General features: G+C 64.6%; 23 protein-coding genes. 11 read left to right on the top strand and 12 right to left on the bottom strand.

What is annotated here, in order from left to right; translation table 11 throughout:
• From ABZ728_RS02965 to ABZ728_RS02930, 8 genes are all read left to right on the top strand, one after another.
• Complete coding sequence (locus ABZ728_RS02965) at positions 1–1,569, top strand: tripartite tricarboxylate transporter permease (protein ID WP_366654217.1); 1,569 nt, start codon at positions 1–3, stop codon at positions 1,567–1,569.
• On the top strand, positions 1,562–2,623 hold the full coding sequence (locus tag ABZ728_RS02960) for a Gfo/Idh/MocA family oxidoreductase (RefSeq protein WP_366654216.1): 1,062 nt from the start codon (positions 1,562–1,564) through the stop codon (positions 2,621–2,623). Before ABZ728_RS02965 ends, ABZ728_RS02960 begins: the two co-directional genes overlap by 8 nt.
• The gene (locus ABZ728_RS02955) at positions 2,620–3,141 is read left to right on the top strand and encodes a tripartite tricarboxylate transporter TctB family protein (protein ID WP_366654214.1); all 522 of its coding nucleotides are present in this window, start codon (positions 2,620–2,622) and stop codon (positions 3,139–3,141) included. The genes ABZ728_RS02960 and ABZ728_RS02955 overlap by 4 nt, the downstream gene beginning before the upstream one ends.
• A 5-nt stretch (positions 3,142–3,146) precedes the next feature.
• On the top strand, positions 3,147–3,995 hold the full coding sequence (locus ABZ728_RS02950; protein ID WP_366654213.1) for a sugar phosphate isomerase/epimerase family protein: 849 nt from the start codon (positions 3,147–3,149) through the stop codon (positions 3,993–3,995).
• Entirely contained in the window at positions 3,992–5,455 is a 1,464-nt protein-coding gene (locus ABZ728_RS02945; RefSeq protein ID WP_366654211.1) for a hypothetical protein, read from the top strand. The genes ABZ728_RS02950 and ABZ728_RS02945 overlap by 4 nt, the downstream gene beginning before the upstream one ends.
• A gap of 68 nt (positions 5,456–5,523) precedes the next feature.
• Positions 5,524–6,558 (top strand): NAD(P)-dependent oxidoreductase, encoded by a 1,035-nt coding sequence (locus ABZ728_RS02940; protein WP_366654209.1) that lies wholly within the window; start codon positions 5,524–5,526, stop codon positions 6,556–6,558.
• Entirely contained in the window at positions 6,545–7,237 is a 693-nt protein-coding gene (locus ABZ728_RS02935) for a TetR/AcrR family transcriptional regulator (protein ID WP_366654208.1), read from the top strand. Before ABZ728_RS02940 ends, ABZ728_RS02935 begins: the two co-directional genes overlap by 14 nt.
• 61 nt (positions 7,238–7,298) lie before the next feature.
• Positions 7,299–8,363: a dihydrodipicolinate synthase family protein gene (locus ABZ728_RS02930; protein ID WP_366654207.1), complete on the top strand. Its 1,065-nt coding sequence runs from the start codon at positions 7,299–7,301 to the stop codon at positions 8,361–8,363.
• Between the two features lie 20 nt (positions 8,364–8,383).
• On the opposite strand, the gene ABZ728_RS02925 is transcribed toward ABZ728_RS02930, so the two are convergent.
• The 5 genes from ABZ728_RS02925 to ABZ728_RS02905 form a co-directional block, all read right to left on the bottom strand.
• Positions 8,384–8,758, bottom strand: coding sequence for an SHOCT domain-containing protein (locus ABZ728_RS02925; protein ID WP_366654205.1), 375 nt, complete (start codon positions 8,756–8,758; stop codon positions 8,384–8,386).
• Positions 8,759–8,808: 50 nt separating this feature from the next.
• Positions 8,809–11,154, bottom strand: coding sequence for a heavy metal translocating P-type ATPase (locus tag ABZ728_RS02920; protein WP_366654204.1), 2,346 nt, complete (start codon positions 11,152–11,154; stop codon positions 8,809–8,811).
• 98 nt (positions 11,155–11,252) lie between these two features.
• Positions 11,253–11,726 (bottom strand): DUF411 domain-containing protein, encoded by a 474-nt coding sequence (locus ABZ728_RS02915; protein ID WP_366654203.1) that lies wholly within the window; start codon positions 11,724–11,726, stop codon positions 11,253–11,255.
• 93 nt (positions 11,727–11,819) lie between these two features.
• Positions 11,820–12,350: a DUF305 domain-containing protein gene (locus ABZ728_RS02910; protein WP_366654201.1), complete on the bottom strand. Its 531-nt coding sequence runs from the start codon at positions 12,348–12,350 to the stop codon at positions 11,820–11,822.
• Between the two features lie 76 nt (positions 12,351–12,426).
• Positions 12,427–12,813 carry a hypothetical protein gene (locus ABZ728_RS02905; RefSeq protein ID WP_366654200.1) on the bottom strand — a complete coding sequence of 129 codons (387 nt, stop codon included), beginning with the start codon at positions 12,811–12,813 and terminating at the stop codon, positions 12,427–12,429.
• Between the two features lie 305 nt (positions 12,814–13,118).
• Here ABZ728_RS02905 and ABZ728_RS02900 point away from each other — a divergent pair, with 305 nt between their 5' ends.
• From ABZ728_RS02900 to ABZ728_RS02890, 3 genes are all read left to right on the top strand, one after another.
• Entirely contained in the window at positions 13,119–14,393 is a 1,275-nt protein-coding gene (locus ABZ728_RS02900; RefSeq protein ID WP_366654198.1) for an aminotransferase class I/II-fold pyridoxal phosphate-dependent enzyme, read from the top strand.
• 3 nt (positions 14,394–14,396) lie between these two features.
• Complete coding sequence (locus ABZ728_RS02895) at positions 14,397–17,060, top strand: DNA translocase FtsK (protein WP_366654196.1); 2,664 nt, start codon at positions 14,397–14,399, stop codon at positions 17,058–17,060.
• 108 nt (positions 17,061–17,168) lie between these two features.
• Positions 17,169–17,789 carry an outer membrane lipoprotein carrier protein LolA gene (locus ABZ728_RS02890; RefSeq protein WP_366654194.1) on the top strand — a complete coding sequence of 207 codons (621 nt, stop codon included), beginning with the start codon at positions 17,169–17,171 and terminating at the stop codon, positions 17,787–17,789.
• 42 nt (positions 17,790–17,831) lie between these two features.
• Here ABZ728_RS02890 and ABZ728_RS02885 read toward each other — a convergent pair whose 3' ends face one another.
• From ABZ728_RS02885 to ABZ728_RS02855, 7 genes are read right to left on the bottom strand one after another with little or no spacing between them, the layout of a single operon-like run.
• Positions 17,832–18,533, bottom strand: a complete 702-nt coding sequence (locus ABZ728_RS02885) for an acylneuraminate cytidylyltransferase family protein (RefSeq protein WP_366654193.1) — start codon at positions 18,531–18,533, stop codon at positions 17,832–17,834.
• Entirely contained in the window at positions 18,530–19,585 is a 1,056-nt protein-coding gene (locus tag ABZ728_RS02880; protein ID WP_366654191.1) for a nucleotidyltransferase family protein, read from the bottom strand. The genes ABZ728_RS02885 and ABZ728_RS02880 overlap by 4 nt, the downstream gene beginning before the upstream one ends.
• A 19-nt stretch (positions 19,586–19,604) precedes the next feature.
• The gene (locus ABZ728_RS02875; RefSeq protein WP_366654189.1) at positions 19,605–20,240 is read right to left on the bottom strand and encodes an acetyltransferase; all 636 of its coding nucleotides are present in this window, start codon (positions 20,238–20,240) and stop codon (positions 19,605–19,607) included.
• A complete protein-coding gene (gene neuB, locus ABZ728_RS02870; RefSeq protein WP_366654188.1) occupies positions 20,237–21,319 on the bottom strand; it encodes an N-acetylneuraminate synthase in 1,083 nt (360 codons plus the stop codon). The genes ABZ728_RS02875 and neuB overlap by 4 nt, the downstream gene beginning before the upstream one ends.
• Complete coding sequence (gene neuC, locus ABZ728_RS02865; protein ID WP_366654187.1) at positions 21,316–22,458, bottom strand: UDP-N-acetylglucosamine 2-epimerase; 1,143 nt, start codon at positions 22,456–22,458, stop codon at positions 21,316–21,318. The genes neuB and neuC overlap by 4 nt, the downstream gene beginning before the upstream one ends.
• Positions 22,455–23,675: a LegC family aminotransferase gene (locus ABZ728_RS02860; protein ID WP_366654185.1), complete on the bottom strand. Its 1,221-nt coding sequence runs from the start codon at positions 23,673–23,675 to the stop codon at positions 22,455–22,457. The genes neuC and ABZ728_RS02860 overlap by 4 nt, the downstream gene beginning before the upstream one ends.
• A 16-nt stretch (positions 23,676–23,691) precedes the next feature.
• Positions 23,692–24,702, bottom strand: a complete 1,011-nt coding sequence (locus ABZ728_RS02855) for an NAD-dependent 4,6-dehydratase LegB (protein ID WP_366654184.1) — start codon at positions 24,700–24,702, stop codon at positions 23,692–23,694.
• Positions 24,703–25,051: the final 349 nt, after the last annotated feature.

The raw sequence follows: 25,051 nt of genomic DNA, 5'->3' as shown, positions 1-25,051 counted from the left end.
ATGGACGGGCTGCCGCAGTTAATAGCCGCCATTCAGAACATCCTGTTTTCCTGGCAGGTGGTCGATGCCCTCTGGGCGACGCTGCTGGGAATCATTGTCGGCATGACGCCGGGCCTGACGGCAACCCTGGGCGTCGCTCTGCTGACGACGCTGACCTTCACCATGGAGCCGGACAACGCCATCCTGGTTCTGGTCTGCATGTATATCGGCGCCATCTATGGCGGTAGCCGCACCGCGATTCTGCTGAACATTCCCGGCACGCCGGCCAATGCCGCCACGTCGCTCGACGGTTATCCGCTGGCGCGCAGCGGTCATGCCGGAAAGGCAATGGCCGTCGCCACCACCGGTTCGTTCATGGGGTCGATGATCGGCATGGTCGCGCTGGCCGTCGTGGCGCCCTGGCTGGCGGAATTCGCCCTGGAATTCGGCTCGTTCGAGTTTTTCTGGCTGGCCGTGTTCGGGGTCGTGATCGCGGGGCAGCTGACCGCCTTCGACGATCCCATCCGGGGCTGGATATCGGGATTTTTCGGCCTGCTGATCGCCATGGTCGGGCAGGAGAGCATCCACGCCTATCAGCGGTTCGTCTATGGCTGGTCCGATCTGTCCGGCGGATTCGGGCTGCTGCCGGTGCTGGTCGGGGCCTTCGGATTCTCGGAAATCATCTCGGTCATGCGCCAGGAATCACATGTCATGATCCAGAGCAAGGTGTCCGGCGTCATGCGGTCCGCCCTGGGTGCGGTGCGCTATGTCCGAACCTGGGTTCGTTCCGGCATCATCGGCACCTTCATGGGCATCGTGCCCGGCGTTGGCGAGGATATGGGCGCCTGGGTCTCCTATGCCGCCGCACGGCGCGTCTCACGCGATCCGGACAGCTATGGCAAGGGCTCGACCGAAGGGCTGGTCGCTGCTGAAACCGGCAACAATGCCGCGGTTCCCGGCGCGTTGATCCCGGTACTGACGCTGGCGATACCGGGTTCGGCACCGGCGGCCGTGCTGCTCGCCGCCATGGTGATCCACGGCATCAGGCCGGGGCCGCTGATCATGATACAGCAACCGGAATTCTTCTATCAGGTCGTGGCGATGGTTTTCGTAGCCACCTGCTGCATGCTGGTTCTCGGTCTGGCGCTGATCCGCCCGATGCTGTTCATCCTGAAAGTGCGGCGCGAATGGCTGATGGGCTCCATCTTCGTTCTCTGCGCCGTCGGCGCCTACGCCATCGCCGGGCGGCTGTTCGACGTCTGGGTGATGCTGGCCTTCGGCGTCCTGGGCTTCGTGATGCGCGAAATGCGCTTCCCGCTGGCGCCGATGATCCTGGGCGTCGTGCTGGGACCGATTTTGGACGCCAATCTGCGCCGAAGTCTCGTGCTCACCGACGGTGACCTCGCGCCGTTTTTCATGCGGCCGATCAGCGCCGTACTGTGGATCACGATCCTGACCCTGATCATCGTCAGCCTGCCGCCGGTGCAACGCTGGTTCGCCCGTCTGCGGGGGCCGCGCCCATCGGACGCCGCACCGGATCCGGGAACTGCGTCGCCGAGAACTGCGTCAAGGGAGTCGCCCCGTGGGTAATCGCCCATCCACGATCCTGCTGTGCGGTTTCGGTGCTTTCGGCGCGGTTCATGCCGAGGCGTGGCGCCGCGCATTGCCCGATGCCCGGCTGACGATCGCCGACCCGTCACCGGCGGCACGCCGGCGGGCGCAAGCCCTCGTGCCGGAAAGCGACATCGCCGCCGAGCCGGAGGCGTTTCTCGCCGACGCGGACATCGTCGATGTGGTCACGCCGCCGGACGACCATTATGCCGCCGTGCGCATGGCGATCGATGCCGGCAAACCGGCGATCGTGGAAAAGCCCGCAGTCCGGCGCCTCGACCACGCCCGCGATCTGGCCGACCGGGCCCGCGCGGCCGGCTGTCCGGTCCAGGTGCAGTTCGTGCTGCGGGCGCACCCTCTCGTGCGCCGGGCGGCGGCGCTGCTGGCTCAGGGCGCAATCGGCAGGGTCGTAAAGGTCGAGGGCGATTTCTCCGGCTGGAAGCGCATGCGTGCGGACTCATCGCTGATCGAGAATGACGGCGTCCATTTCCTGGACCTGATGAGCAATCTGATCGGCGGACCGCCCGTGGCCGCCGACGCCCGCGCACACCACCATCTGGGTGGCCCGGTGGCCGACGAGGTCGACATCGACCTCGGCTTTCCCGGTGAGATTGCCGGCCATCTGCGCCTGGGCGTTCTGCGGGCGGGCACACACGACGACCCGTTCGTCCCCGGCGCCGTTACGACCAAGCGCCTGCGCCTGATCGGCGACGCCGGCACTATCGACCTCGATTTCAACGCCGGGCGGCTGTTCCTCGCCCGGGTCCGCTACGAGCCGACCGAGGACGGATGGCATCCGGTGCCGGGCGACCTGGTCTGGGAACAGCCGCCGGCCGTTACGCCTGTGGCCCTGCTCGCCGAAACCTTCACCGTCTTTCTTGCTGCGCTGGACAATGGCACGCCAGAGACCGGCTGGCCGGTGCTGTGCAACCTGAGCGAGGGCGCGGTGTCGATGCTGGAAACGATGTCGGCCATCGAAACCGCCCTGACCCGGCAACCCGCCCCCATGATCGAGATCAGGAGACCCGCATGAACAGCCGCACGCGGATCGACCGCACGGATTTCTACAGTGGTCTGGCGACACTGGTCATCGGCCTGTTTGCGCTGGTGGAATCGTTGCGCATGCCGCGACTGGCCGACCAGAACATCAACCCCTATACGGTGCCGGGTCTGGTGCCGGGTATTCTGGGCGCCATCCTGACCGTTCTCGGCCTGATGCTGCTGCTGCGGGGCCTGAAAGGCCCGCGCCGCGCGACGGATGAGGGTCTGGAAATCGTGCCAGGCCCCCGGCTGACCGATTCCTGGAAACGGGTCTTTCTGGCGCTGGCCACGACAATCGGCTATGCCGGATTTCTGTTCGGGCAGGTCCATTTCGTGATCGCAACGACATTGTTCGTCTTCGCTTTCACCGTGGGCGCCGAGTGGCTCAACCGCACCCGACCGCGCTCACTGGCAATCACCGCTGTTTTCGCGCTGGTGCTGGCACTGGTGATCGCCTTTGGCGTCCAATACGTGTTCGAGGAACTTTTCCGCGTCCGACTACCGGGGTAACCGACATGATGCGCATATCACTGTGCAACGAAGTCCTGCGGGACCTGTCTTTCGAGGAGCAGTGCGAAATGGCCGCTGCTCTGGGCTATGACGGGCTGGAGGTGGCGCCGTTCACTCTGGCGGAGGACCCGGCCCGGCTGACGGCGGTCGAACGGGCTGATGTGCGATCGATCGCCGCCGATAACGGCCTGACGATCACCGGCCTGCACTGGGTGCTCAGCGCGCCGGCCAACCTGTCGCTGACCAGCGACGACGGTGAAACGCTGCGGCGGACGCGCAACCATATGCTGGCGATGGTCGATCTGTGCGCCGAGCTGGGCGGCACGGTCATCGTCCACGGCTCGCCCGACCAGCGCCGGCTGGAGGACGCAAGCTCGCCGGAAGCCGCCCGGGCCACGGCGCTCGACCACTTCCGCGCTGTCGGGGAGGCCGCCGGGCCGATGGGCGTCGTCTATTGCATCGAGCCGCTGTCGCCAAAGCTGACGGCGTTCGTGAACACGGTCGGCGAAGCCGCCGCCATCGTCGACGAAATCGGCCTGCCGGGCCTGAAGACAATGCTCGATACCTCGGCAGCGGCGGACAGCGAAACCGCACCGCATCACGAGGTCATCGACCGCTGGCTGCCCAGCGGCCATATCGCGCACATCCATTTCAACGACCGCGACCGCCGGGCACCGGGTCAGGGGGACGATCGGTTCCTGGCGATCATGCGCATGTTGATCGCGCGTCAGTACGACGGCGTCATCGGCATCGAGCCATTCCGATATGAGCCGAGCGGCGTGGCGGCGGCGGCCGTGGCCCGCGGCTATCTGCGCGGCCTGAGCGAAGCGCTGGAGGAGTACGAAAGCCAATGAGTACAGCCCTGAAGATCATCGACGGGCGCCTCGGGATCGCGAGTTCCCGCGCCCGCATGCCGTTTCGCTTTGGCGTCGTCACCATGCGCGCTGCCGCCGAGGCCACGCTGGAGCTTGAGGTCGAGATCGACGGCGCCCGCGTCCGCGGCTATGCCGCCGACATGCTGGCCTATAAATGGTTCGACAAGCGCCCGGAAAAAACGCCGGCCGACAATGTCGCCGACCTGATCCAGGTAGTCGAACGAGCGATCGATGTCGCCAGGGGCCAGCCCGCCGGTCCGTTTTTCGAGGTGTGGCGCGCGATCGACGCCGAGGTGGACCGTGCCAGCGTCGCCGCCGGTTTCAACCGGCTGGGCGCATCATTCGGCACCTCGATGGTCGAGCGGGCCATGATCGACGCGCTGGGCCGTCATCTGGGCAAGCCGGTCTTCGACATGGTACGGGACGGCGATCTCGGCATCGATCCGGGTGCGGTGATGCCGGCGCTGGCGGGCCGGTCGGTGGCCGAAATCCTGCCCGCCGCCCCGGCCCGGTCGCTGCATCTGCGCCATACCGTCGGCCTGGTCGATCCGATCGATGACGGCGACCTGCCGGCCGGCAAACGCATCGGCGACGGCCTGCCGGAATCCCTGCGCGACTATCTGGACCAGGACGGCATCTCGTATCTCAAGGTCAAGGTCGGCGGCAATCTGGACGAGGATCTGGAGCGGCTGGAAAAAATCGCCAGCCTGACGGCATCCATGGGCGTGACGCCCACGGTGACGCTGGACGGCAACGAGCAGTATCGCAGCCTGGACGGCTTTGCCGCACTGATCGAGGCCGTCCGCGAACGCGGCAGCCTGGCCGATTTCTATCGCTCGATCCTGTTCATCGAACAACCGCTGGAACGGTCGGTGGCGCTGTCCGGTCCGCTCGATCCGCGCGCGCTGGAGATCATCGGCAAGCCGCTGTTGATCGACGAGGCCGACGGCTGGACGACCGCCTACAGCGAGGCCGTCGATCTCGGTTATTTCGGCGTCAGCCACAAGAACTGCAAGGGCGTGACCCGATCGATGCTGAACGCGCTGCTGGCCCGCAAGCTGAACGAGACAACGACCGGCGGACAGGGCCGCTATTTCATGTCGGCAGAAGATCTGACCTGCCGGCCGGTGGTATCGCTGCAAGCCGATCTGGCCGTGGTCGCCATGCTGGGCATCGACCATGTCGAGCGCAACGGCCATCACTATTTCCACGGCCTGGACCACCTGCCCACGGCCGAGGCCGAAGCCGCCCTTCAGGCTCATGGCGACCTTTACGAGCGGACCGGCGGCAGCGTCGCGCTCAGGATCGATGGCGGCGATCTGGCCATCGGCTCCCTGCAGGTGCCGGGGATGGGCTTCACGCCGCTTCCCGATATGTCGGCGCGCGAGGCCCCGTCGAGCTGGCAGTTCGCCTCGCTGGAAATGGACGCAAAGCCATAAATGAAATCCCCCCGCCGATAGTTTTTACGTGAACCCTGATACCCGAAGCGAAAATGGAACCGACTGTCATGACCGCCACCGACACCCTTCCGACCGCGATCCGCGACGAGGATCACCTGGAAGACCTGATGTCCACGCCAAGCGCCGCCCTGGTGGAAACGCTGGCCGGGCTGGATGGCGATATCACCATTCTGGGCGTCGGCGGCAAGATGGGGCCGACGCTGGCGCGGATGGCCAAACGGGCCGCGCCGGACAAGCGCATCATCGGCGTCGCGCGCTTCTCGGAATCCGGCCTGCGCGACAAGCTCGAAAACTGGGGCATCGAGACCAAGGCCTGCGACCTGCTCGACGCGGCCGCGGTCGATGGCCTGGAGAAAACCGCCAATGCCGTCTTCATGGCCGGGCACAAATTCGGCGCCAGCGGCAATCCGGCCTTCACCTGGGCCATGAACGTGCATGTGCCGGCCATCGTGGCACAGGCGTTCAAGGATTCCAGGATTGCCGCATTCTCCACCGCCTGCGTCTATCCGTTCGTCAGCGTGACCGGGCAAGGCGCGCTGGAGCCGATCGCCCTGGAACCGCCCGGCGAGTACGCCAATTCCTGCGTCGGCCGGGAACGCATGTTCCAGCATTTCTCCCAGCGCCACGGCACGCGGACCTCGATCATCCGGCTTTCCTATGCCATCGACATGCGCTACGGCGTTCTGCATGACGTCGCCACTGCCGTGCGCGACGGCCGGTCAATTCCTCTGGGCAATGGGCATTGCAACGTCATCTGGCAGGGCGATGCCAACGACATCGCGCTGCGGACGCTGGCCCGCGCCGAAAGCCCGCCATTCCTGATCAATCTGTCCGGACCCGAACTTGTCAGCGTACGCGCACTGGCGCATGCGTTCGGCGAACGGCTCGGCCGTACGCCGGTGCTGGAGGGCGAAGAACAGTCCACGGCATGGCTGGTCAACACGGGGCTGCAGAACCGGCTCTATGGCTATCCGTCGGTTGCGCTGTCGACGCTGATCGACTGGACGGCGGCTTGGATCGGTGCCGGCGGCCGGTCGCTGGCCAAGCCCACGCATTTCGAGGTGCGTGATGGCACTTACTGAGCAGGAGCGGGCCGGGCACAAGGGGAACGGCGCTGAAGGCTCGCGGTCGCGAACGGCGTCGCGTCCCGCTACGCGCAACGCCGCCGCCACCCGGCGGCGCATCCTGTCGGCGGCGGTGATCGAATTTGCGGCCAAGGGTTTCCAGGGCGCCCGGATCGACGGGATCGCGGACCGGGCGGGCTCGAACAAGAGCCTGATCTATTCCTATTTCGACAACAAGGACGGCCTGTTCGCCGCCGTGCTGGAAAAAACCTATGCCGATATCAGGGCCGCCGAACAGAAGCTGGAACTGACCAGCCGCGATCCGGTCGAGGCGATGCGCGAACTTGTTGCCTTTTCTTTCGACTATGTCGCCGGCCACCGCGAGTTCGTCGCCATCATCAATGACGAAAATATGCTTCAGGGCGTGCATGTACGCGACTCGCGCCGGGCGCGGGAACTGAACAGCCCGCTGGTCGCGACCATCCGTACGCTTCTGGAACAAGGCGCACGCATGGGGCGGTTTCGCACCGATGTCGACCCCGTACAGCTTTATATCACCATCGCCGCCGTCTCGTATTTCCACGTCTCGAACCGGCACACCATGTCGGCGATCTTCGATCTCGAACCGGCGGCCGTCTGCGGCACCGCCCGGCGCGAGCACGTGATTGCCGTCATTCTGGGCTATCTCCGGGTCTGAGACCGACCGTGCCGCTGCTCTCGCCCACCCGATGAACTCGCCTAACGAACGGATTGCCGCCATGCTGCGCATCACCGATATCCCCGCCGACACACTGGCCGCCTTCAAGGATGGCGGGGTGATCCCTGCCCATCCGCTGGCGCTGACCGCCGACCGTCGCCTGGACGAGCGGCGGCAGCGGGCGCTGTCGCGCTATTACCTCGACGCCGGCGCCATCGGCATCGCCGTCGGTGTGCACACCACGCAGTTCGAAATCCGCGAGGCCGGTCTGTTCGAACCGGTGCTCGCGCTGGCCGCCGAGGAAGCCGCCGAGCGCGCCAGCGCCGGGGGCGGCACGGCCTTCATGGTCGCCGGTGCCGTCGGCGGCACCAAGCAGGCGGTGGCCGAGGCCGAAACCGCACGCAAGCTGGGCTATCACGCCGTGCTGCTCAGCCTGCGCAATCTGGCCGATGCCGACGAGGACACGCTGATCGAGCATTGCCGGACGGTCGCCGGGGTCATGCCCATCATCGGCTTTTACCTGCAGGCGGCGGTCGGCGGCCAGAAGCTGACCTATCACTTCTGGAAGCGGTTTGCCGAATTGGACAACGTCATCGGCATCAAGGTCGCACCGTTCAACCGGTACTATACGCTGGATGTCGTGCGGGCGCTGGTCGATGCGCGGGCCGAGGAGCGGATTACGCTTTATACCGGCAACGACGACCATATCGTCGGCGACCTGATGACGCCGTTCACCTTCATGCGCGAGGGCGAACCGGTGACGGTCCGGTTCCGCGGCGGCCTGCTGGGCCATTGGGCGGTGTGGACCGAACGCGCGGTCGCGCTGCTCGACGCCGTCAAAAAGGCCGAGCCCAATGACAGCGTGGCCAAATGGCTGGCGCTGGACGCCCGGACCACCGACGCCAACGCCGCCGTCTTCGACGCCGCCAACGGCTTCAAGGGCTGCATCGCCGGCGTGCACGAGGTGCTGCGCCGCCAGGGGCTGCTGGACGGCATCTGGTGCCTCGATCCGAACGAGACCATGGGACCGGGCCAGGCGGAGGAACTGACCCGCGTCTGCCGCGACTACCCCGACCTTACCGACGACGCGTTCGTGAGGGCGAACCTCGATCGCTGGCTGGCGTAGCGTTCACCGCGCGGAGGGGGTCAGTCGCCAAGCACGCGGCGGCGTTCCTCGAACTCCTCCCGGTCGATCTCGCCACGGGCAAAACGCTCTTTGAGAATGTCGATCGGCGCCCGGCCGGGTAGCGCCTGATGCGATGCCTGATGTGGCGGGTGATTTGCCCCACCGGGCCACGGACCGCCGAGCCAGCGCAGGAGCAAGGCCGCACCCGCGATTACCACGACGAGCACGAGGATCATGAACAGCGGCCCGAAGATCATGCCGTACCACCCGCCGCCCCAATCCATCATGTGCCCGCCATAGCCGTATCTCCCGGAATCGGATAGACCCTCGGCCAACGCCCAGCCTGGGGCCCAGGCTGGAACAAGGCCCAGGGCTGTCCCTGCTGCTGCGGCCATTGAACTCGAAATCCTCGACATTTCTTCCTCCGTCGTTGATCGGCTTAACCTCAGGTGATCTTTGTCGTGCGAAGCCGAAGCGCATTGGCGATCACGCTGACCGACGAAAGGGCCATGGCCGCTGCCGCTATTATCGGGGACAAGAGAATTCCGAAAACGGGATAGAGAACACCCGCGGCAATCGGCACACCGGCCGCGTTGTAGATGAACGCGAAGAACAGGTTCTGCCGGATGTTGCGCATCACAGCCTGCGACAGTCGGCGCGCCTGGGCGATATCGCCGAGATCGCCCCGCAGCAGCGTCACGCCGGCGCTTTCGATCGCGACGTCCGTGCCGGTGCCCATGGCAATGCCGACATCGGCGACGGCCAGCGCGGGGGCGTCGTTCACGCCGTCACCCGCCATCGCCACCACGCTGCCCTCCTTGCGAAGGCGTTCGACGATCTTTCCCTTGTCTTCCGGCAGGACCTCGGCCTCGACCTCGTCGATACCCAGCTTGCGGGCAACCGCGTCCGCCGTCGTTCGATTGTCGCCGGTCAGCATCACGACGCGGATGCCGTAGTCGTGCAGCGCCTTGATCGCCGCCGGCGTCGTCTCCTTGATCGGATCGGCGATGGCCAGCAGGCCGGCCGGTTTGCCGTCGACCGCGGCAAAGATGACGGTCGCGCCGTCGCGGCGCAGGCTGTCCGCCTCGCTTTCCAGCCCCGAGACATCCGCACCCAGTTCCGCAAGAAACCGCCCGTTGCCGAGCGCCACGGTCCGGCCGTCCACCGTGCCGACGACGCCCTTGCCGGTCGGCGAGTCGAAATCCGAGACCTGCCACAGTTCCAGCGAACGCTCGACAGCGGCGTCGACGATCGCGGCGGCAAGGGGGTGTTCGCTCGCCTGCTCAAGACTGGCGGCAAACCGCAGCAAGTCGTCTTCGTTCATGCCGGATGCCGGGCGGAGCGCCGTCGATGCCGGGCGGAGCGCCGTCACGGTGGGCTTGCCCTCGGTCAGCGTTCCGGTCTTGTCGATGACGACGGTATCGACCTTCTCTAAACGTTCCAGCGCCTCGGCATTCCTGATCAGAACGCCGGCCTGCGCGCCGCGCCCGACGCCAACCATGATGGACATCGGCGTGGCAAGCCCCAGCGCACACGGACAGGCGATGATCAGCACGCTGACCGCGGCGATCAGCGCATACGCCATCTGGGGACTGGGACCCCAGATCGACCAGACGGCAAACGCGATCAGGGCGACGCCGATCACGGCGGGCACGAACCAGCCCGACACCTGATCGGCCAGCCGCTGGATGGGCGCCCGGCTGCGCTGGGCCTTGGCCACCATCTCGACGATCTGGCTCAGCATGGTATCGCGGCCGATCTTCTCGGCACGGAAGAGGAACGAGCCCTGGCCGTTGATCGTGCCGCCGATGACCTTGGCGCCGACCTCCTTCTTTACCGGCAGCGGCTCGCCCGTGACCATCGATTCATCGACGTTGGAGCGGCCTTCCAGCACTTCGCCGTCGAGCGGCACCTTGTCGCCCGGACGCACCCGCAGGCGGTCGCCGACCTGAACATTTTCGAGCTGCACCTCCTCCTCGGTGCCGTCGTCCCGGACAAGCCGCGCGGTCGCCGGCGCCAGATTCAGCAGCGCCTTGATGGCGCCGGATGTCTGCTCGCGCGCCCGGAGTTCCAGTATCTGGCCGAGCAGCACGAGCACGGTGATGACGGCAGCCGCCTCGAAATAGACGGCGACCGCGCCGTTATCCCCCCGGAACACGTCGGGAAAGATGCCGGGCACAGCGGTGGCCACCGTGCTGTAGACCCAGGCCACGCCCGTACCCATGGCGATCAGCGTGAACATGTTCAGGCTGCGATTCACGACAGAGTGGTAGCCGCGCACGAAGAACGGCCATCCCGCCCAGAGCACGACGGGCGTGGCGAACAGGAATTGCAGCCAATTCGAGACCGGCTGACTGACGTAATGGTCGAGGCCGAGAAAATGGCCGCCCATTTCGAGCACGATCACAGGGACCGCCAGAGCCAGGCCGATCCAGAACCGCCGGGTCATATCTATAAGTTCAGCATTCGGGCCAGAGTCGGCAGTCACCGTCTCTGGCTCCAGCGCCATGCCGCAGATCGGGCAACTGCCCGGCCCGACCTGCCTGATTTCCGGATGCATCGGGCAGGTATAGACCGTACCCTCGGGCACCTCTTCGGCCGCCGCCGCTGCAGCCGCCGGGTCGAGGTACCGATCCGGATCAGCAACGAACTTCGTCCGACATCTGGCCGAGCAGAAGTAATATGGGTGGCCGGCATGCTCGGCCCTGTGATCCGTGGTGTGCGGATCGACATCCATGCCGCAGACGGGATCCTTCACCGTTGCCGTCGTGTCGGCTGCATTGCCGGCCATTGCAGATCTCCTTTGTGAAACGTCCGTACTCACGTATTCGATTCATCTGCACCTTCCCACGGTGGCAAGGTCAAGGCGCAGTCGCCAACAGCCGAGGTCTAGCTGTCGATCCGTTCGGGACCGCGGTACCGTTCGAATGAGATCCCGCCCTCGGGGCCGAACAGGATGACGTCATAATCGGCGCCTTCGACGCCGGCGACGTCCATTCCCGGAGAGCCGATGGGCATGCCGGGAACGCTCAGGCCGATCGCGCTCGGACGCTCGCGCAACAGCCGCTCAACCGCACCGGACGGCACGTGACCCTCGATGACATAGCCGTCGATTTCGGCCGTGTGGCACGAGGACAGATCGAGCGGAACGCCCAATCGTTCCTTGACCGCGTCCAGCGACTGGGTCGGTTGACTTTCGACCGCGAAACCAGCTTCGCGCATATGCGTTATCCAGTCGGAGCAGCAACCGCATAGCGGGTCGAAATGAACGACCATGGCTCGGCTTTGTGGCGCTGAAAACGCGAGGGGGGCGCCAAGGGCCGCAAAGGCACCGACGCCGATCAGAAAATTGCGTCTTTTCATGAGAGAAATCCTGTTGTTCGGATCAGGAGAAACATCGGAACCCTGCCGGCCGGCGCCACGCAGTGCGGCGCCGGCCAGTTCCTTGCCGATTGCCTAGTCCTGCTGGTCCGGCGCATTGCGCGAAAGCCAGTCGCGCATCATGGCGATTTCAGCTTCCTGATCGTTGACGACCTCCTCAGCCAGCGCCGCGATCTCGGAATCGGAGCCGAAGACCTGAATGATCTTCGCCATATCGATCGCGCCCTGGTGATGGGCGATCATGCCACGCACGAAATCGACATCGGCATCGCCGGTCAATTCGATGTTCATTTGGTGATGCATCGCCTCGTTCACGGCGCGGAATGCGATCGACGACGCGCTCATGTCGCGGGTGTCATCGATGGCGCCACGCCGCTGGTCCATTTGATCCATCGGCATCTGCATGGGCATCTGAGTGGGGGGCATCATGCCGCCCTGCATCATCGGTCCCTGGGGGCCGCGGGCGGGATCGGCGCTTTGCGCCTGGTCAGCACCCTCGGCCGCAGGACCGCCATGATCGGTATGGCCTGCGCCCGGCCCCTGCCCAAAGGCGGGAGCCGCCGCCAGCACCATTACTGTGACAAGCGCCGTCAAACGGGTTTTCATCTGTCTTCTCCATCGAAGCTCGCTCGCGCGAGCACGCATCAAGGTCGAATGCGCCCGAAACACTCAGGCGCCTTTGTCAGACCTGTGCTTTCGGTGGAGGTGTCGGCGGCAGAATCGCGATCCCGACTATGTTGTCGGTCGATGAATGAAAAGCCTGACGGTCGGCAGACAAGGTTTGGAAACGGGTATCGATCAAAACCATGGAAAAGCCGCAACCGGCCATGCCGGGGCACGCCGTGTGGCAGATCGGTGGGGATTCGGCCGGCGAAGAATCCGATGGTGCCTCGTCTTCGCAACAGGCGATCAATTGGGGATCGAGTCGGGCCATCACCGGCATCGTCTCATGCTGAATGGACACCGCCGGTTCGGTAAGGTGGGCCGACGCCGGCGCGCCAAATGCCAACGCGACCGCAACGAGCGCGAGGTGCAGGATCATCCGGAATGTGCCGAGCGAGTATCTCATGATTTCACAACACTAACACCACGGACCCGGCCTGTCGTTGATCTGGAACAATTCGGCCCGCGTCGAACTGCCTCTCCCAAGAGCAATATGTGCGAGGGCAGTCAGCGCCACCAGCCCTCAGCCACCTGCCGCATGATGTCGGGGAGATCGGGCAGGCCGAAGACGAGGCACCCACCTCCATCGCCGCCTTGTCCGGATCATCGCCGGCGTTTATGGTCAGGGGGCCTGCAAACGTTCTTCTTCGCCGCCCTGTGCCCGGTCGGTGGAATCGGTGGAACGGGCGGGCGGCAATCGACGGAGCCACCATGCTGAACACCCGCCTCGACCAACTCGACAGCTACCCCTTTGCCCGGCTGCGTACCCTGCTCGACCCGATCGCGCCGCCGACGGGGATCGAGCCGGTATGGCTGAGCGTGGGCGAGCCCAAGCACACGCCGCCGGCCTTCGTCGAAGCGATCCTGCGCGCGAACGCCGCGGACTGGACCCGCTATCCGCCCAAGGACGGCACGGCCGATTTCCGCGACGCCTGTTGCGGCTGGCTCGACCGCCGCTTTCCTGGCGCCGCCGGGCGGTTCGGGACCGATTGCGTTCTGCCGGTCTCGGGCACGCGCGAGGGACTGTTCATGGCCGCCCTGCTGGCCGTCGACGATACCGGCCCGCGCGGCAAACCGCCGCTCGCCGCCCCCTTGGCCGCCATGCCCAACCCGGCCTATGCGCCGTACGAGGCCGCCGCGGTCATGGCGGGCGCGCAGCCGGTCTTTCTGCCGTCGCTTGCGGAAAACGGCTTCGTGCCCGACGTGTCGTCGCTCGATGCGGCGACGCTCGACCGGCTGTCGGTCTATTACCTCTGCTCGCCGACCAATCCCGAAGGCGCGCTGATCCCGGCCGATACGCTGGACCGCGCCATTCGGCTGGCGGTCGCCCATGATTTCGTGCTGATCGTCGACGAGTGCTATATCGACCTTTATTCCGGCGACACACCACCGCCAGGGGCGCTGGAGCGGGTCGCCGCCCTGTCGGGCGAGCTGCCGCAGGCGGCAGAGCATGTCCTGGTATTCCAGTCGCTCAGCAAGCGATCGAACATCGCGGGCATGCGTTCGGGCTTCGTCGCCGGTGGCAAGGACATCATCAGCCGGTTCGACCGCCTGCGTTCCTATGCCAGCGCGGGAATGCCGCTGCCGGTCCAGGCGGTCAGTGCCGCGCTATGGCGCGACGACGGCCACGCCGCCGAGAACCGCCGTTTGTACGCCGACAAGGTACGGCTGGCGGAAGACCTGTTCGGCCAGACCGGCCCTCGCGCCGGCTTCTTCTATTGGCTCGACGTGACGCGCTTCGGCCTCGACGGCGTGACCGCCACCAAGCTGCTCTGGGAACAGACCGGGGTGCGCGTGTTGCCGGGCGCCTATCTCGCCCATGACGACGCCGAGGGCCGCAATCCGGCGGCGGCGCGGATCCGGCTGGCGCTGGTCCATCCGATGGAAACCCTGGCGCCGGCGCTGGAACGGGCGGCGGCCTGCCTGAAGGCGGCGAAAGCGCCGGGACGCATGGTGGCCGAAGGCGTGGCCGCGGATGGAGGCTGAGCAATGGCGGCATCCTTGAGCGCACCGGCGGCCCGGTCCGGCCGTCGCGGCGGCGGCGCACGGGCGAACCGGAAAACCGGTGCCGGATCCGGCGGCAACGCTACTGGTAACGGCAGCGGTGCGCGGCGCAATCGGCGCAACCGTGAGGCCAAGGGCGGGCTGCTGCCGCCCGAAACGGCGGAGCTGCTGTCCCGGCGCGCGACCGAGGGCATCGGCCTGCTGTTCGGCGCCCTGGCGGCGCTGTTGCTGCTGGCGCTGGCGACCTATACCCCGATCGATCCATCGTGGAACACCGCCGGCGGAACGGGCGAGTATCACAACCTGCTGGGCGCCTGGGGTGCCTATCCGGCCGATCTGCTGGTCCAGCTTTTCGGCGTCGTGTCGTTCCTGTTCTGCGTCATCCTGACGGCCTGGGCATGGCGGCTGATCCGGCGCGGCACCATGGGCCGGGCGTGGGTCCGCCTGCTTGCCGCCATGATCGCGCTGGCGCTGTTCGCCGCCGCCGTCACGCCGCTGGCCAACACGCCCTTTGCACTGACCAACTGGGCAGCGGCCGGCATGCCGGGCGGTGCGGTCGGGGTCATCGTCCTGGACAGCGTCATGAGTCTGGCAGGCGATATGGGCGTGACAGCCGGACGGGGGATGACCGCAGCCGTTCTCGCCGTCCTCGGCGTCCTCACGATTCTGCTCGCCTTTGGCCTTAGCTGGGGCGAGTGGGGTCTGCTCGGCCGACAGACGGCGCGCGGCAGTCAGGTTGCCGGTGTCGCGGTCGGCAAGGCCGCCGGACGGACGGCGAAACTGACTGTCGCCGCTGGCCGGGCGGCGCAACGCACGCTGCGTCGCCGGGAAGGCCCTCACACCGGCACAGAAGATGAAACGCCCGCCGTCCGCAAGACGCCAAAGGCCGCCAAACCGCGATCGGGCGACGAGGCCGCCACCGCAGAGGAGGCGCCCGCCACGGCCGACCGCACCGACACCCCCGCGCCGCGCCCCCGGACCAAGGAGTCGGCGGACGCAACAGCGGCAACCGAGGATGCGCTCGGGGCCGCGATCGGCGCGGCGCCGAAGCCTGTGGCCGCGGGCAGTGGCGGCGCCAGCGCCAGTATCGGGCAGGACATCCTCAGCCTGGGCGGCGACACGACATACGAATTGCCGCCCTATGCGCTGCTGTCGCTGCCGTCGACCGAGGAGCGCGCCGAAGTCCTGACCAAGGAGGCGCTGTCGGAAACCGCCGCGTCGCTGGAGAGCGTGCTGTCGGATTTCGGCGTCAAGGGCCAGATCGTAAAGGTCAATCCCGGTCCGGTGGTCACCCTGTTCGAGCTGGAGCCGGCCCCCGGCACCAAATCGAGCCGCGTTATCGGCCTGAGCGACGATATCGCCCGGTCGATGGGCGCCGTGTCGGTGCGCGTGGCCGTCGTGCCGGGCAAGAACGCCATGGGCATCGAGTTGCCCAATCCGGGCCGCGAGACCGTCTATCTGCGCGAATTGCTGGAGTCCCGGGCGGCGGAACAGACCTCTGCCAAGCTGGCGCTGATGTTCGGGCGCGATATCGGCGGCGATCCGGTGATCGCCGATCTGGCGCGCATGCCGCATCTGCTGGTTGCCGGCACCACCGGCTCGGGCAAGTCGGTGGCGATCAACACCATGATCCTGTCGCTGCTGTACCGGATGCCGCCGGAGCGGGTCCGCTTCATCATGATCGACCCGAAAATGCTGGAACTGTCGGTTTATGACGACATTCCCCATCTGCTGTCGCCGGTGGTGACCGACCCGAAAAAGGCGGTCGTGGCGCTGAAATGGACGGTCCGCGAAATGGAGGACCGCTATCGCGGCATGTCGCGGATGGGCGTGCGCAATGTCGAGGGCTATAATCAGAAGCTGCGCGACGCCCGCGAGCGCGGCGAAACGCTGATGCGTCGGGTGCAGACCGGATTCGATCCCGATACCGGCAAGCCGGTGTTTGAAGACCAGCCCATGGACATGACGGAACTGCCCTATATCGTCGTCGTCGTCGATGAGATGGCCGACCTGATGCTGGTCGCCGGCAAGGAGATCGAAGGGGCGATCCAGCGCCTTGCCCAGATGGCCCGGGCGGCGGGAATCCACATCATCATGGCGACCCAGCGGCCGTCGGTGGATGTCATCACCGGCACGATCAAGGCGAATTTCCCGACCCGGATCAGTTTTCAGGTCACGTCGAAGATCGACAGCCGCACGATTCTGGGCGAAGGCGGCGCCGAACAGCTGCTCGGTCAGGGCGACATGCTCTATATGGCCGGTGGCGGGCGCATTACCCGTGTCCATGGGCCCTTCGTGTCCGACTACGAGGTCGAGCAGGTCGTTGCGCATCTGAAACGGCAGGGAGAGCCGGCTTATAACGACACCGTGCTGGAGGAAGCCGACGACGACGGCGGCGGGATCGGCGGTGGCGGTGGCGGTGGCGATGGGGCCGGTTCGGGGTCGGGTTCGGGCAACGAACTCTACGACAAGGCGGTCGATCTGGTCGCCCGCGAGCGCAAGGCGTCGACCAGCTTTATCCAGCGCCATCTGCAGATTGGCTATAACCGCGCGGCGACCATCATCGAAGAGATGGAGCGCAATGGCGTCGTCAGCAGCGCCAACCATGTCGGCAAGCGCGAGGTTCTGGTGCGCGACCCCAATGAATAGCTCGACCCCGGTGAATAATCCCAAAGGGGCCGCGAAATTCGACTGCGGGCTTCGGAACGCCGCGCCGACGACCAAGTTTCGCCACCATCGACCGCCAAGGTGCACCGTATGATGACACGCCGTTTTCTCACACTTGCCGGGACGGCGGCCGCGTTCGCGCTGGCGCCCGGCCTCACTGCCACCGGCGCATCGGCCGATGGCTGGTCGAATCCCGACGCGATCGTTTCGGAGGTTGAATCCTATCTGCAGGGGATACGGTCGCTGCGGGCGACGTTTATCCAGCAGACCGACCGCGGCGGCTATGCCGAGGGTGAGTTCTATCTGGACCGTCCCGGACGCATGCGCATCGAATACGAAGACGCGCCCGACCTGATCATCGCCAACGGGACGTTCATTACCTATTACGACCTGGAACTGGGGCAGCGCAGCGACCAGTTCCTGTCATCCTCGCTGGCCGGTTTCATCGCCCGCGAGCAGATCAGCCTGTCGGGCGATGTCACCGTGCGCGACGTCAGCACCGAATTCGACGTCATCCGGATCGATGTCGTCCAGACCGAAGAGCCGTCAGCCGGCGAGCTGTCGCTGGTATTCGACCGCGACCCGATCGAACTCAAGGGCTGGCTGGTCCACGATGCCCAGGGCGTAACGACCGAGATCACACTGGAAGACCTCGAAACCGATATCTCCCTGAGCAGTTCGCTGTTCCAGACACCGGAACGGTTCCGATGAACCGCCAGGGTTTGCCGAACCCCTGACGTAGCCGGACTCCGGCTACCATGGGAATCCGTATCTGTCAGCTACCACCTCGGCCAGTATCCAGTCGAGTTCGGTATCGATGTCAACCGAACGCTCCGGCGGCATTTCATAGAGCCGGGTGTCCTCATAAAGGACTTTCGGAGACTCGATGAAACGGCTGCGGGTGAAGACATAGATCGAGCCATTCATGTCGTAGCAGCGCGGCGCATCCTGACGGCGGACAACCGGCGGAACCGTCGTCTTCGACAGCGCGACCCCGCCGGCGGCGGTTTCTTCGAGCAGCGTAAAATACGGTGAGTTCCGAGCTTCGCATCCGGTAATCACACTGCCTGGCCTGGACTTGTCATGCAGTGCGACGGCCCCCTGGATGTCGGTGACCATGCGAAGCGGGCTCGTCGCCTGCAGATAAAGGATGCTGTCGCATTCTCTGCCAAGGTGGTTTTCGGCTGCCTTAACACAATGCACCACGGCAGGCAGACTGGAGACGGTGTCCGTAGCCAGTTCCGGCGGTCTCTCGACCAGAAGGTCCGCACCGGCAGAGCGCGCCGCATCGAGAATGTCTGCCGAGTCGCTGCTGACAGCGACGATCGAACAGCAACCGCTCTGGCGCGCCTGCTCGATCGACCACGCGATCAGCGGCTTCCCGGCGAAGGGACGAATATTCTTGCCGGGAACGCCCTTGGAGCCGCCACGGGCGCAGATTACCGCGATTCTCACTTTGCTCTGCCCATCTCGAAGTCGGCTCTGGCGCGCTCCAGATCCTCGACACGGCCGATATCCATCCAGTATTCGCGGATCGGAAAGACCGCCGCATGATCTCCCCGGGCGATCAGCCGTTCGAAGAGGCTCGTCATGTCCAACGGAATGCCCCGCTCCAGGTCGTCTAACAACTCAGGCGACAATACATAAATACCCGCATTGACGAAATGCGAGTGCATCGGCTTCTCCTCGATGTCCACAAGGCGGGAACCATCCATGCGGATCACGCCATAGGGCACCTGGACCGTATAGTCCCGCGCGCACATCGTGGCGGCCGCGCCCGTCTCTTCATGAAATCTGAGCAGAGACTCGAACGGAACGGAGGTCAGGATATCGCCGTTCATGACGATAAACGGCGTCTGGGGACGCGAAGGCAGGAGGGACAGGGCTCCGGCCGTTCCCATGGGCGTATCTTCATCGATGTAGTCGATCTCGGCGCCGAGACGGGTCCCGTCACCGAAATAATCGCGAAGCATGTCTCCGCGATAGTTGACGGAGATGGTGAATCGGCTGAACCCCTGCCCCAACAGGTTTCGGATAATGAGTTCCAGAAGCGGGCGGCCACCGACGGGTAGCATTGGCTTTGGTATCGACTCCGTCAGGGGGCGCAGCCTCTTGCCAAGGCCGCCGGCCATCAGAACCACGCGCGTGGCGTTCGGAGCAGGGCCGGCTACTTCGTCGATCCTTGCGAGATCAACAAGCAGACCGGAATCATCCACGATGGGCATGTGATGCAGGTTGCGTTCGCGCATCAGCCGGCGTGCAGCTTCCGGCCCGTCGGAAGCGTTGGTGACGACCGGGTTCGTATGCATCACCGAGGCGACCGGCGTATCCAGGTCTGCCCCTTTCAAGAGTCCTCGCCGGACGTCACCGTCGGTTACCGTGGCAACCAGAAGGCCGTCGCCGTTGACGACCAGCGCAATCTGGCGCGCGCCTCTGTCTATCGTGGCGACCGCTTCTCTCAAGGTAGCGTCCGGCGAAATCAGTAGGTGCGTTATTTCTTCCCTCAAGACTCTCTCCAGAAACTACTTACAGTGGACGGGCAGGATTCCCCACAACGGTTGATTCGTTGGCGACGTCGCGCAACACGACAGCACCTGCGCCAACGATCGCGTTGGCGCCGACCCGAATACCCTGCTTCAGGACGGCACCCACTCCGATATGAGCACCGTGTTCGATGACGACCGAACCTGAAAGACAGGCTCCGGGAGCAATGTGACAGTGATCTCCGATCACTGAATCATGCTCTATAATGCATCCGGAGTTTAAGATTGCGTTATTACCGATCCGGCATCCGGTCTGAACAATGACCCGCGGAAGAATTTGAGTCCCTTCTCCCAGCGATACTCCGTCTGCAATAATGGCGGATGCATGTCGGATCGACAGAAAATCAAATCCCTTAGACTTTGCAGCATCGAACACTCTCTGCCTTCGGTCTGTGTCACCGGTCGATCCTATGCCGTTAATCAGTTGGGATCGGCAAATATCAAGTCCGGACATGACCTCGTCACCCCCGAGCCACGGGACGTCGCCGGGCCAGAGCGCATTTGGCGCATCGGGGGAAATGCAACCGTCTACAGAAAGTCTATTCGCCCGCATCACTGAAAGCAAAACCCGGGCATGGCCACCCGCGCCCAATATCGCCAGGAATGCCGGACCGCTCATCCCAACCTGTCTCCGCGGTTGTGACTTCGTCGCGTCGGTTTTCCTAACATCGCCCAGTAATCCATGGGCGACAGTCCGGAACCGGGGCGCATGACATCGATGTCGTCAGAAGTCAGGACGTGATCTGCGGGAAGGTCCCGCGCGGCAAAAAGGCTCTTGCGGGCGACCGGGCGATTGGCGATTTCCGAAGCGGAAGGCTGCTTTATACCGGACCCCAGCGCTGTCTCCACCGCCCGTATCTCACTGATCAACGCCGACAGCTCAGCGGGTTCCAGCGAAGCTGCGTGATCGGGACCGGGAAGACTGCGGTCGAGCGTAAAGTGCTTTTCGATCACTTCGGCGCCACGGGCCACTGCCGCTATACTTATGGCATTGCCCTCCGTGTGATCGGAATATCCGACCCTCAACCCGAAGGCCGCACGCATCGTGTCCATCGCTCGGAGGTTGGTATCGGCCGGCGCCGCCGGGTACTCTGTCGTGCAGTGCAACAGCGTCACACGCTCGCGCAGAAGCGACCACGCTTCGGGCCTTGCAAGCGCATCGGCGAAGGCCGTGCTCGACGGCTCCTCGCCGGTCCGGAGCATACCGAACGCAAGCACGCCCAATGCCGCCTCGACCTCGGCCAGCGTTCCCATGCCGGTGGACAGGATGACATTGACCCCGGTGCGGGCAACATCCAGCAACAGCGGCCCGTTCGTCAATTCGCCCGAACCCAGCTTGATTTCCCTGAGCCCGAACTCCCGGGTCAAGAGGTCCAGACTGCCGACGTCGAAAGGCGTGGACAGAAATCGGACGCCCCGCGCGACACAGCGGTCGATGATCGCCCGATGATCGTCGGCGGACAGTTGCAGCCGGGTCAGCATTTCCAGCTGGCTTTCGCCCCTGTCCGTTTGCCGCTGCTGATACGCGGCCTTGGGAGCAGAGGCACTTGCCAGTTTGGCGGCGTTGAATGTCTGGAACTTGACGAAATCCGCCCGGGCATCGGCAGCCTTGTCGACCAGTGCCAGCGCCATTCCCAGGTCGCCGTTATGATTCACGCCAGCCTCGGCGATTGTCAGAGTGTGCGGTTGGTCGGTCATCCGGTCACGTCCACAAACGATTTCCTGATCAGGCGGCGAGGATCGTCGATCGCCGCAAGCTGTGCGACAATTCGCTCAGCGGCATGACCGTCGCCATACGGGTTCACGACGCCGCTGCAATCCAGCGTGAGGCCGGATTCGATCGCGGCGACGATCCCGCCGACGCTGGCCTCGCAGTCGATAACGGAACCGGCGCGCGGCCGCCGCGCCTGTCGATCGCCGATATTGACGGTGGGAACGCAGAAACTCGGCGCTTCATAGAGCCCGCTGGAAGAATTCCCGACGACAAGATCAACATGATCAAGCGCCGAAAAGAACTTCTCTGACCCCAGCGAGACATGAAAGACGGCATTGTCCCGTGTTGCGACAAAGGCTTTCACGGCCCGGTCGATGGCACGCCCACCCGTGTCGGCGTTGCTGCCGGTAAAAATCAGACCAACGTCCGGAAACCGCCGGAGAGCGGCCAGCAGGGTTTCACACTGGCGTTCCGCGTCGTCAGACAGTGTCGGCGGATGGAAGGTCACGAGGAAATTGCGATCAGCCGGCTCAAGTCCAACGCTGTCGAAAAACGACCGGCGATCCATGCGGGCGACCAAGCGTATACGGTCCAGGCCGGTGCTGCCGACATTGAATACATGCGCGGGGTTTTCCCCGAGTTGCCTGACCCGCCGGGCCGCCTCGGCATTGGTGACAAAATGGAGGCTGGCGATCTTCGTGATGGCATGGCGAATTGAATCGTCGATCGCCCCCTCGGTCACATCGCCGCCGCACAAATGGACCACCGGCACTTTTGCGACGACGGCCGCGCTGACCATCGACAGAATCTCGTACCGATCGCCGAGGACCAGGACCATGTCGGGCTGAAAATCGGCCAGGACCTGCCCCATTCCGGCGGTAGCGCGGCCCATCGCGGCACAAAGAGCGGAATACCCGTCTTCCTCGCCCAGCATCATGTCGATCGAATAGTCGACCGAAAAACCGTCCGTCTCGATCGCCGCCCGGGACGTTGCGGCCGGACTGAGATGCTGACCGGTGACGGCCACTCGAAGGTCGAATCGCCGATCATCCCGCATCAGCGCCAGAACGGGAGCCAGCAGCCCCCAATCGGCCCGCGTCCCCGTGACGGCGAGCACTTTCACGCTGTCACTCCTTCGCCTGACGTTCCGAGGGCAGCTGACGACGGCACATTGATGATCCTCGACTCAAGGTTCTCGGCAACCTTCAGCGGCGCTCGCGGGCAGTCAGCGAACATCTCCAGCCGATGCATGAGTGTCCAGACTGGCCGGCACATCAGGTTCGCGTCATTCAACGCCGCGAGGAGAGGATCCCGATGGTCGATCATTATCGTATCAAGCAGCAATGTATTCAACCAGTAATTGCTGCGTGCGTAAGAGGGCTCACGAAAAGCGGAAATCCCGTCGATCCCGTCAAAGGCCTCGATATATTGCCGGGCCAGATGCCGCTTCCGGGCGATCCTTTCCCCAAGTTGTGACAGTTGCGCACACCCCAGCGCCGCGTTGATGTTCGGCATCCGGTAATTGTACGCCACTTCATCATGGAGAAAGGCCCAGCGATGTGGGGTCTTTGCTGTCGTCGTCAGATGCTTGGCTCTTCTGGCAATCTCGGGATCGTTGGTTACAATCGCGCCGCCGCCGCCAGTCGTCAGAATCTTGTTCCCGTTGAACGACAGCGTGCCGACGGCTCCCAGGCCCCCGCAGGGTCGCCCCTTATAGTGACTGCCAAGGGATTCCGTCGCATCCTCGACGACCGGGAGCCGCCATTCATCCGCCAGCGCGAGGAGCGGGTCCATGTCGACCGGGTGGCCGAAGGTGTGCATCGGAACGACCGCAGCGATCGGCCGCCCGGTGTCGCGATTGATGACCCGCCCGTCCTTGCGCTCAGCAATTGTCGACAGATGCTGCGCCAGCGCGGCCGGATCCATTCCCAGCGTTTCCGGGCTGCTGTCGACGAAATGCGGTACGGCGCCGGCATGACGAACGGCGTTGGCCGTCGCCACGAAGGTCAGGGTGGGGACGATTACCTCGTCGTCCGGCTGGACGCCGGCCACGATCAGGGCAACGTGAAGAGCCGCCGTCCCGTTGACCACGGCAATGCCGAATTCGGCGCCGGAAAGCGCCGCTATTTCGCGCTCGAAACGGTCGACATAGGTCCCGACCGACGAGACCCAGCCGGAATCCAGGCAATCCTTGACCAGTTCCCATTCGTTCCCGGAAAACTCCGGCGCGTGCAGCGGCGTCATGGCCGATGAGTCGCCCAGCACGCTCCGCAGCTTCGCGACCACGGACGATTCAAACGCCGGATCTACAAGAGCACCGGCCGACTTAGCTTGAGCCATTGTTTTGCCCGACATCCTATATGTTGTAGCGATCCGTCTTGTAGGCCGCGAGATTCTCGGGCTTCTGAAACCACTCTGCCGTCTCTGACAGGCCGCGTCTGAACCCTTCGCGTCCCCCGTACTCGGGAGACCAACCGAAAAGCGCCTCGGCAGCTTTCGTTCCGGCAAACAATCGCTCGACTTCGCTGGCGGCCGGGCGCATTCGGGCATCATCGGCAACAATCTCGACGTCGCCACCCATGACTTCGGCAATCAGGGCGGCGGTTTCGCCGATGGAAACCTCGAACCCACTCCCGATATTCGTGACCCGGCCGATTGCTGCGTCTGATCCGGCAGCCTGGACGAAGCCGCGCGCCGTGTCACGGACATGAGTGAAATCGCGCGTCGGATGCAGCGCCCCGAGCTTGACCTGCCGGGCGCCGGCAGCGATCTGTCCGATAATGGCCGGAATGACGGCACGGGCGGACTGTCTCGGGCCATAGGTATTGAAAGGCCGCAGAACGGCTATCGGCATGTCGAATGACCGATGGAACGACAGCGCCAACTGGTCGGCCCCGATCTTGGTCGCCGCATAGGGAGATTGAGCGTTGAGCGGATGCTCCTCGGTGATGGGCACAAACTGCGCCGTTCCGTAGACCTCGGATGTCGAGGTACAGACAACCCGTTCCACGCCATGTTGCCGCGCCGCCTGAAGCACGTTCAGCGTTCCGGTCACATTCGTCGCGACGTATGAATCCGGTGAATGATAGCTGAAGGGAATGGCGATCAGCGCCGCCAGATGAAGAACGATCCGACATCCGTCGATCGCCGCTGCCACACCATGGGGATCGCGGATATCACCGCTGACCACTTCGACCTGACTGGCGATCTCCGGTGAAAGGCGATCCAGCCAGCCCCAGGAATTGAACGAGTTATAGAACACGAATGCCCGGACATCATGCCCGTCGCGAACCAACGTCTCCACCAGGTGCGAGCCGATGAAGCCATCGGCGCCGGTGACGAGAACCTTATTGTTTCTCGCAATCAAACTGAGGCTCCATGCTTCCCTGAGATTGCTAACATCTTTCGCGGATCCACCGAATTCTCCGAAGGATTAAGAGACAGGGCCGGGGGTGCATTCCATGCAAATGCCCACCAAGGCCAGAGGCTTCGATCGCAGAGACAATTGCCGATTCCATCGGCAGGGTCAATCCTGTCGGGTCGGTGATGACAGAACGCTCAAGGCGCCGGCAAAATTCCCTGTGGCAACAGGCGTGACCGGTGCGAAGCCACAGCCATGTCGCTTGACACCGGCGTGACATGGTCGCAATTTCCGGGTTCACGATCTGTTAGCCATTCGGTCCGACCATGAGCCATGGCCTGATCATTCAGGACAA

The organism is Fodinicurvata sp. EGI_FJ10296, from assembly GCF_040712075.1.
In the GTDB taxonomy this organism is placed as follows: domain Bacteria; phylum Pseudomonadota; class Alphaproteobacteria; order DSM-16000; family Inquilinaceae; genus JBFCVL01.
The sequence above is the reverse complement of the archived record's forward strand: the minus strand, read 5'-3'. Positions and strand labels throughout refer to the sequence as shown.

Excerpts from the sequence above, each read along its gene's own strand:
- ABZ728_RS02940 (WP_366654209.1), top strand. The coding sequence starts at position 5,524 with ATGACCGCCACCGACACCCTTCCGACCGCGATCCGCGACGAGGATCAC.
- ABZ728_RS02965 (WP_366654217.1), top strand. The coding sequence starts at position 1 with ATGGACGGGCTGCCGCAGTTAATAGCCGCCATTCAGAACATCCTGTTT.
- ABZ728_RS02875 (WP_366654189.1), bottom strand. The coding sequence starts at position 20,240 with ATGAGCGGTCCGGCATTCCTGGCGATATTGGGCGCGGGTGGCCATGCC.
- ABZ728_RS02905 (WP_366654200.1), bottom strand. The coding sequence starts at position 12,813 with ATGAGATACTCGCTCGGCACATTCCGGATGATCCTGCACCTCGCGCTC.
- ABZ728_RS02895 (WP_366654196.1), top strand. The coding sequence starts at position 14,397 with ATGGCGGCATCCTTGAGCGCACCGGCGGCCCGGTCCGGCCGTCGCGGC.
- ABZ728_RS02955 (WP_366654214.1), top strand. The coding sequence starts at position 2,620 with ATGAACAGCCGCACGCGGATCGACCGCACGGATTTCTACAGTGGTCTG.
- neuB (WP_366654188.1), bottom strand. The coding sequence starts at position 21,319 with ATGACCGACCAACCGCACACTCTGACAATCGCCGAGGCTGGCGTGAAT.
- ABZ728_RS02910 (WP_366654201.1), bottom strand. The coding sequence starts at position 12,350 with ATGAAAACCCGTTTGACGGCGCTTGTCACAGTAATGGTGCTGGCGGCG.
- ABZ728_RS02860 (WP_366654185.1), bottom strand. The coding sequence starts at position 23,675 with ATGGCTCAAGCTAAGTCGGCCGGTGCTCTTGTAGATCCGGCGTTTGAA.
- ABZ728_RS02930 (WP_366654207.1), top strand. The coding sequence starts at position 7,299 with ATGCTGCGCATCACCGATATCCCCGCCGACACACTGGCCGCCTTCAAG.
- ABZ728_RS02945 (WP_366654211.1), top strand. The coding sequence starts at position 3,992 with ATGAGTACAGCCCTGAAGATCATCGACGGGCGCCTCGGGATCGCGAGT.
- ABZ728_RS02915 (WP_366654203.1), bottom strand. The coding sequence starts at position 11,726 with ATGAAAAGACGCAATTTTCTGATCGGCGTCGGTGCCTTTGCGGCCCTT.
- ABZ728_RS02950 (WP_366654213.1), top strand. The coding sequence starts at position 3,147 with ATGATGCGCATATCACTGTGCAACGAAGTCCTGCGGGACCTGTCTTTC.
- ABZ728_RS02925 (WP_366654205.1), bottom strand. The coding sequence starts at position 8,758 with ATGGCCGCAGCAGCAGGGACAGCCCTGGGCCTTGTTCCAGCCTGGGCC.
- ABZ728_RS02935 (WP_366654208.1), top strand. The coding sequence starts at position 6,545 with ATGGCACTTACTGAGCAGGAGCGGGCCGGGCACAAGGGGAACGGCGCT.
- ABZ728_RS02920 (WP_366654204.1), bottom strand. The coding sequence starts at position 11,154 with ATGGCCGGCAATGCAGCCGACACGACGGCAACGGTGAAGGATCCCGTC.
- ABZ728_RS02900 (WP_366654198.1), top strand. The coding sequence starts at position 13,119 with ATGCTGAACACCCGCCTCGACCAACTCGACAGCTACCCCTTTGCCCGG.
- ABZ728_RS02890 (WP_366654194.1), top strand. The coding sequence starts at position 17,169 with ATGATGACACGCCGTTTTCTCACACTTGCCGGGACGGCGGCCGCGTTC.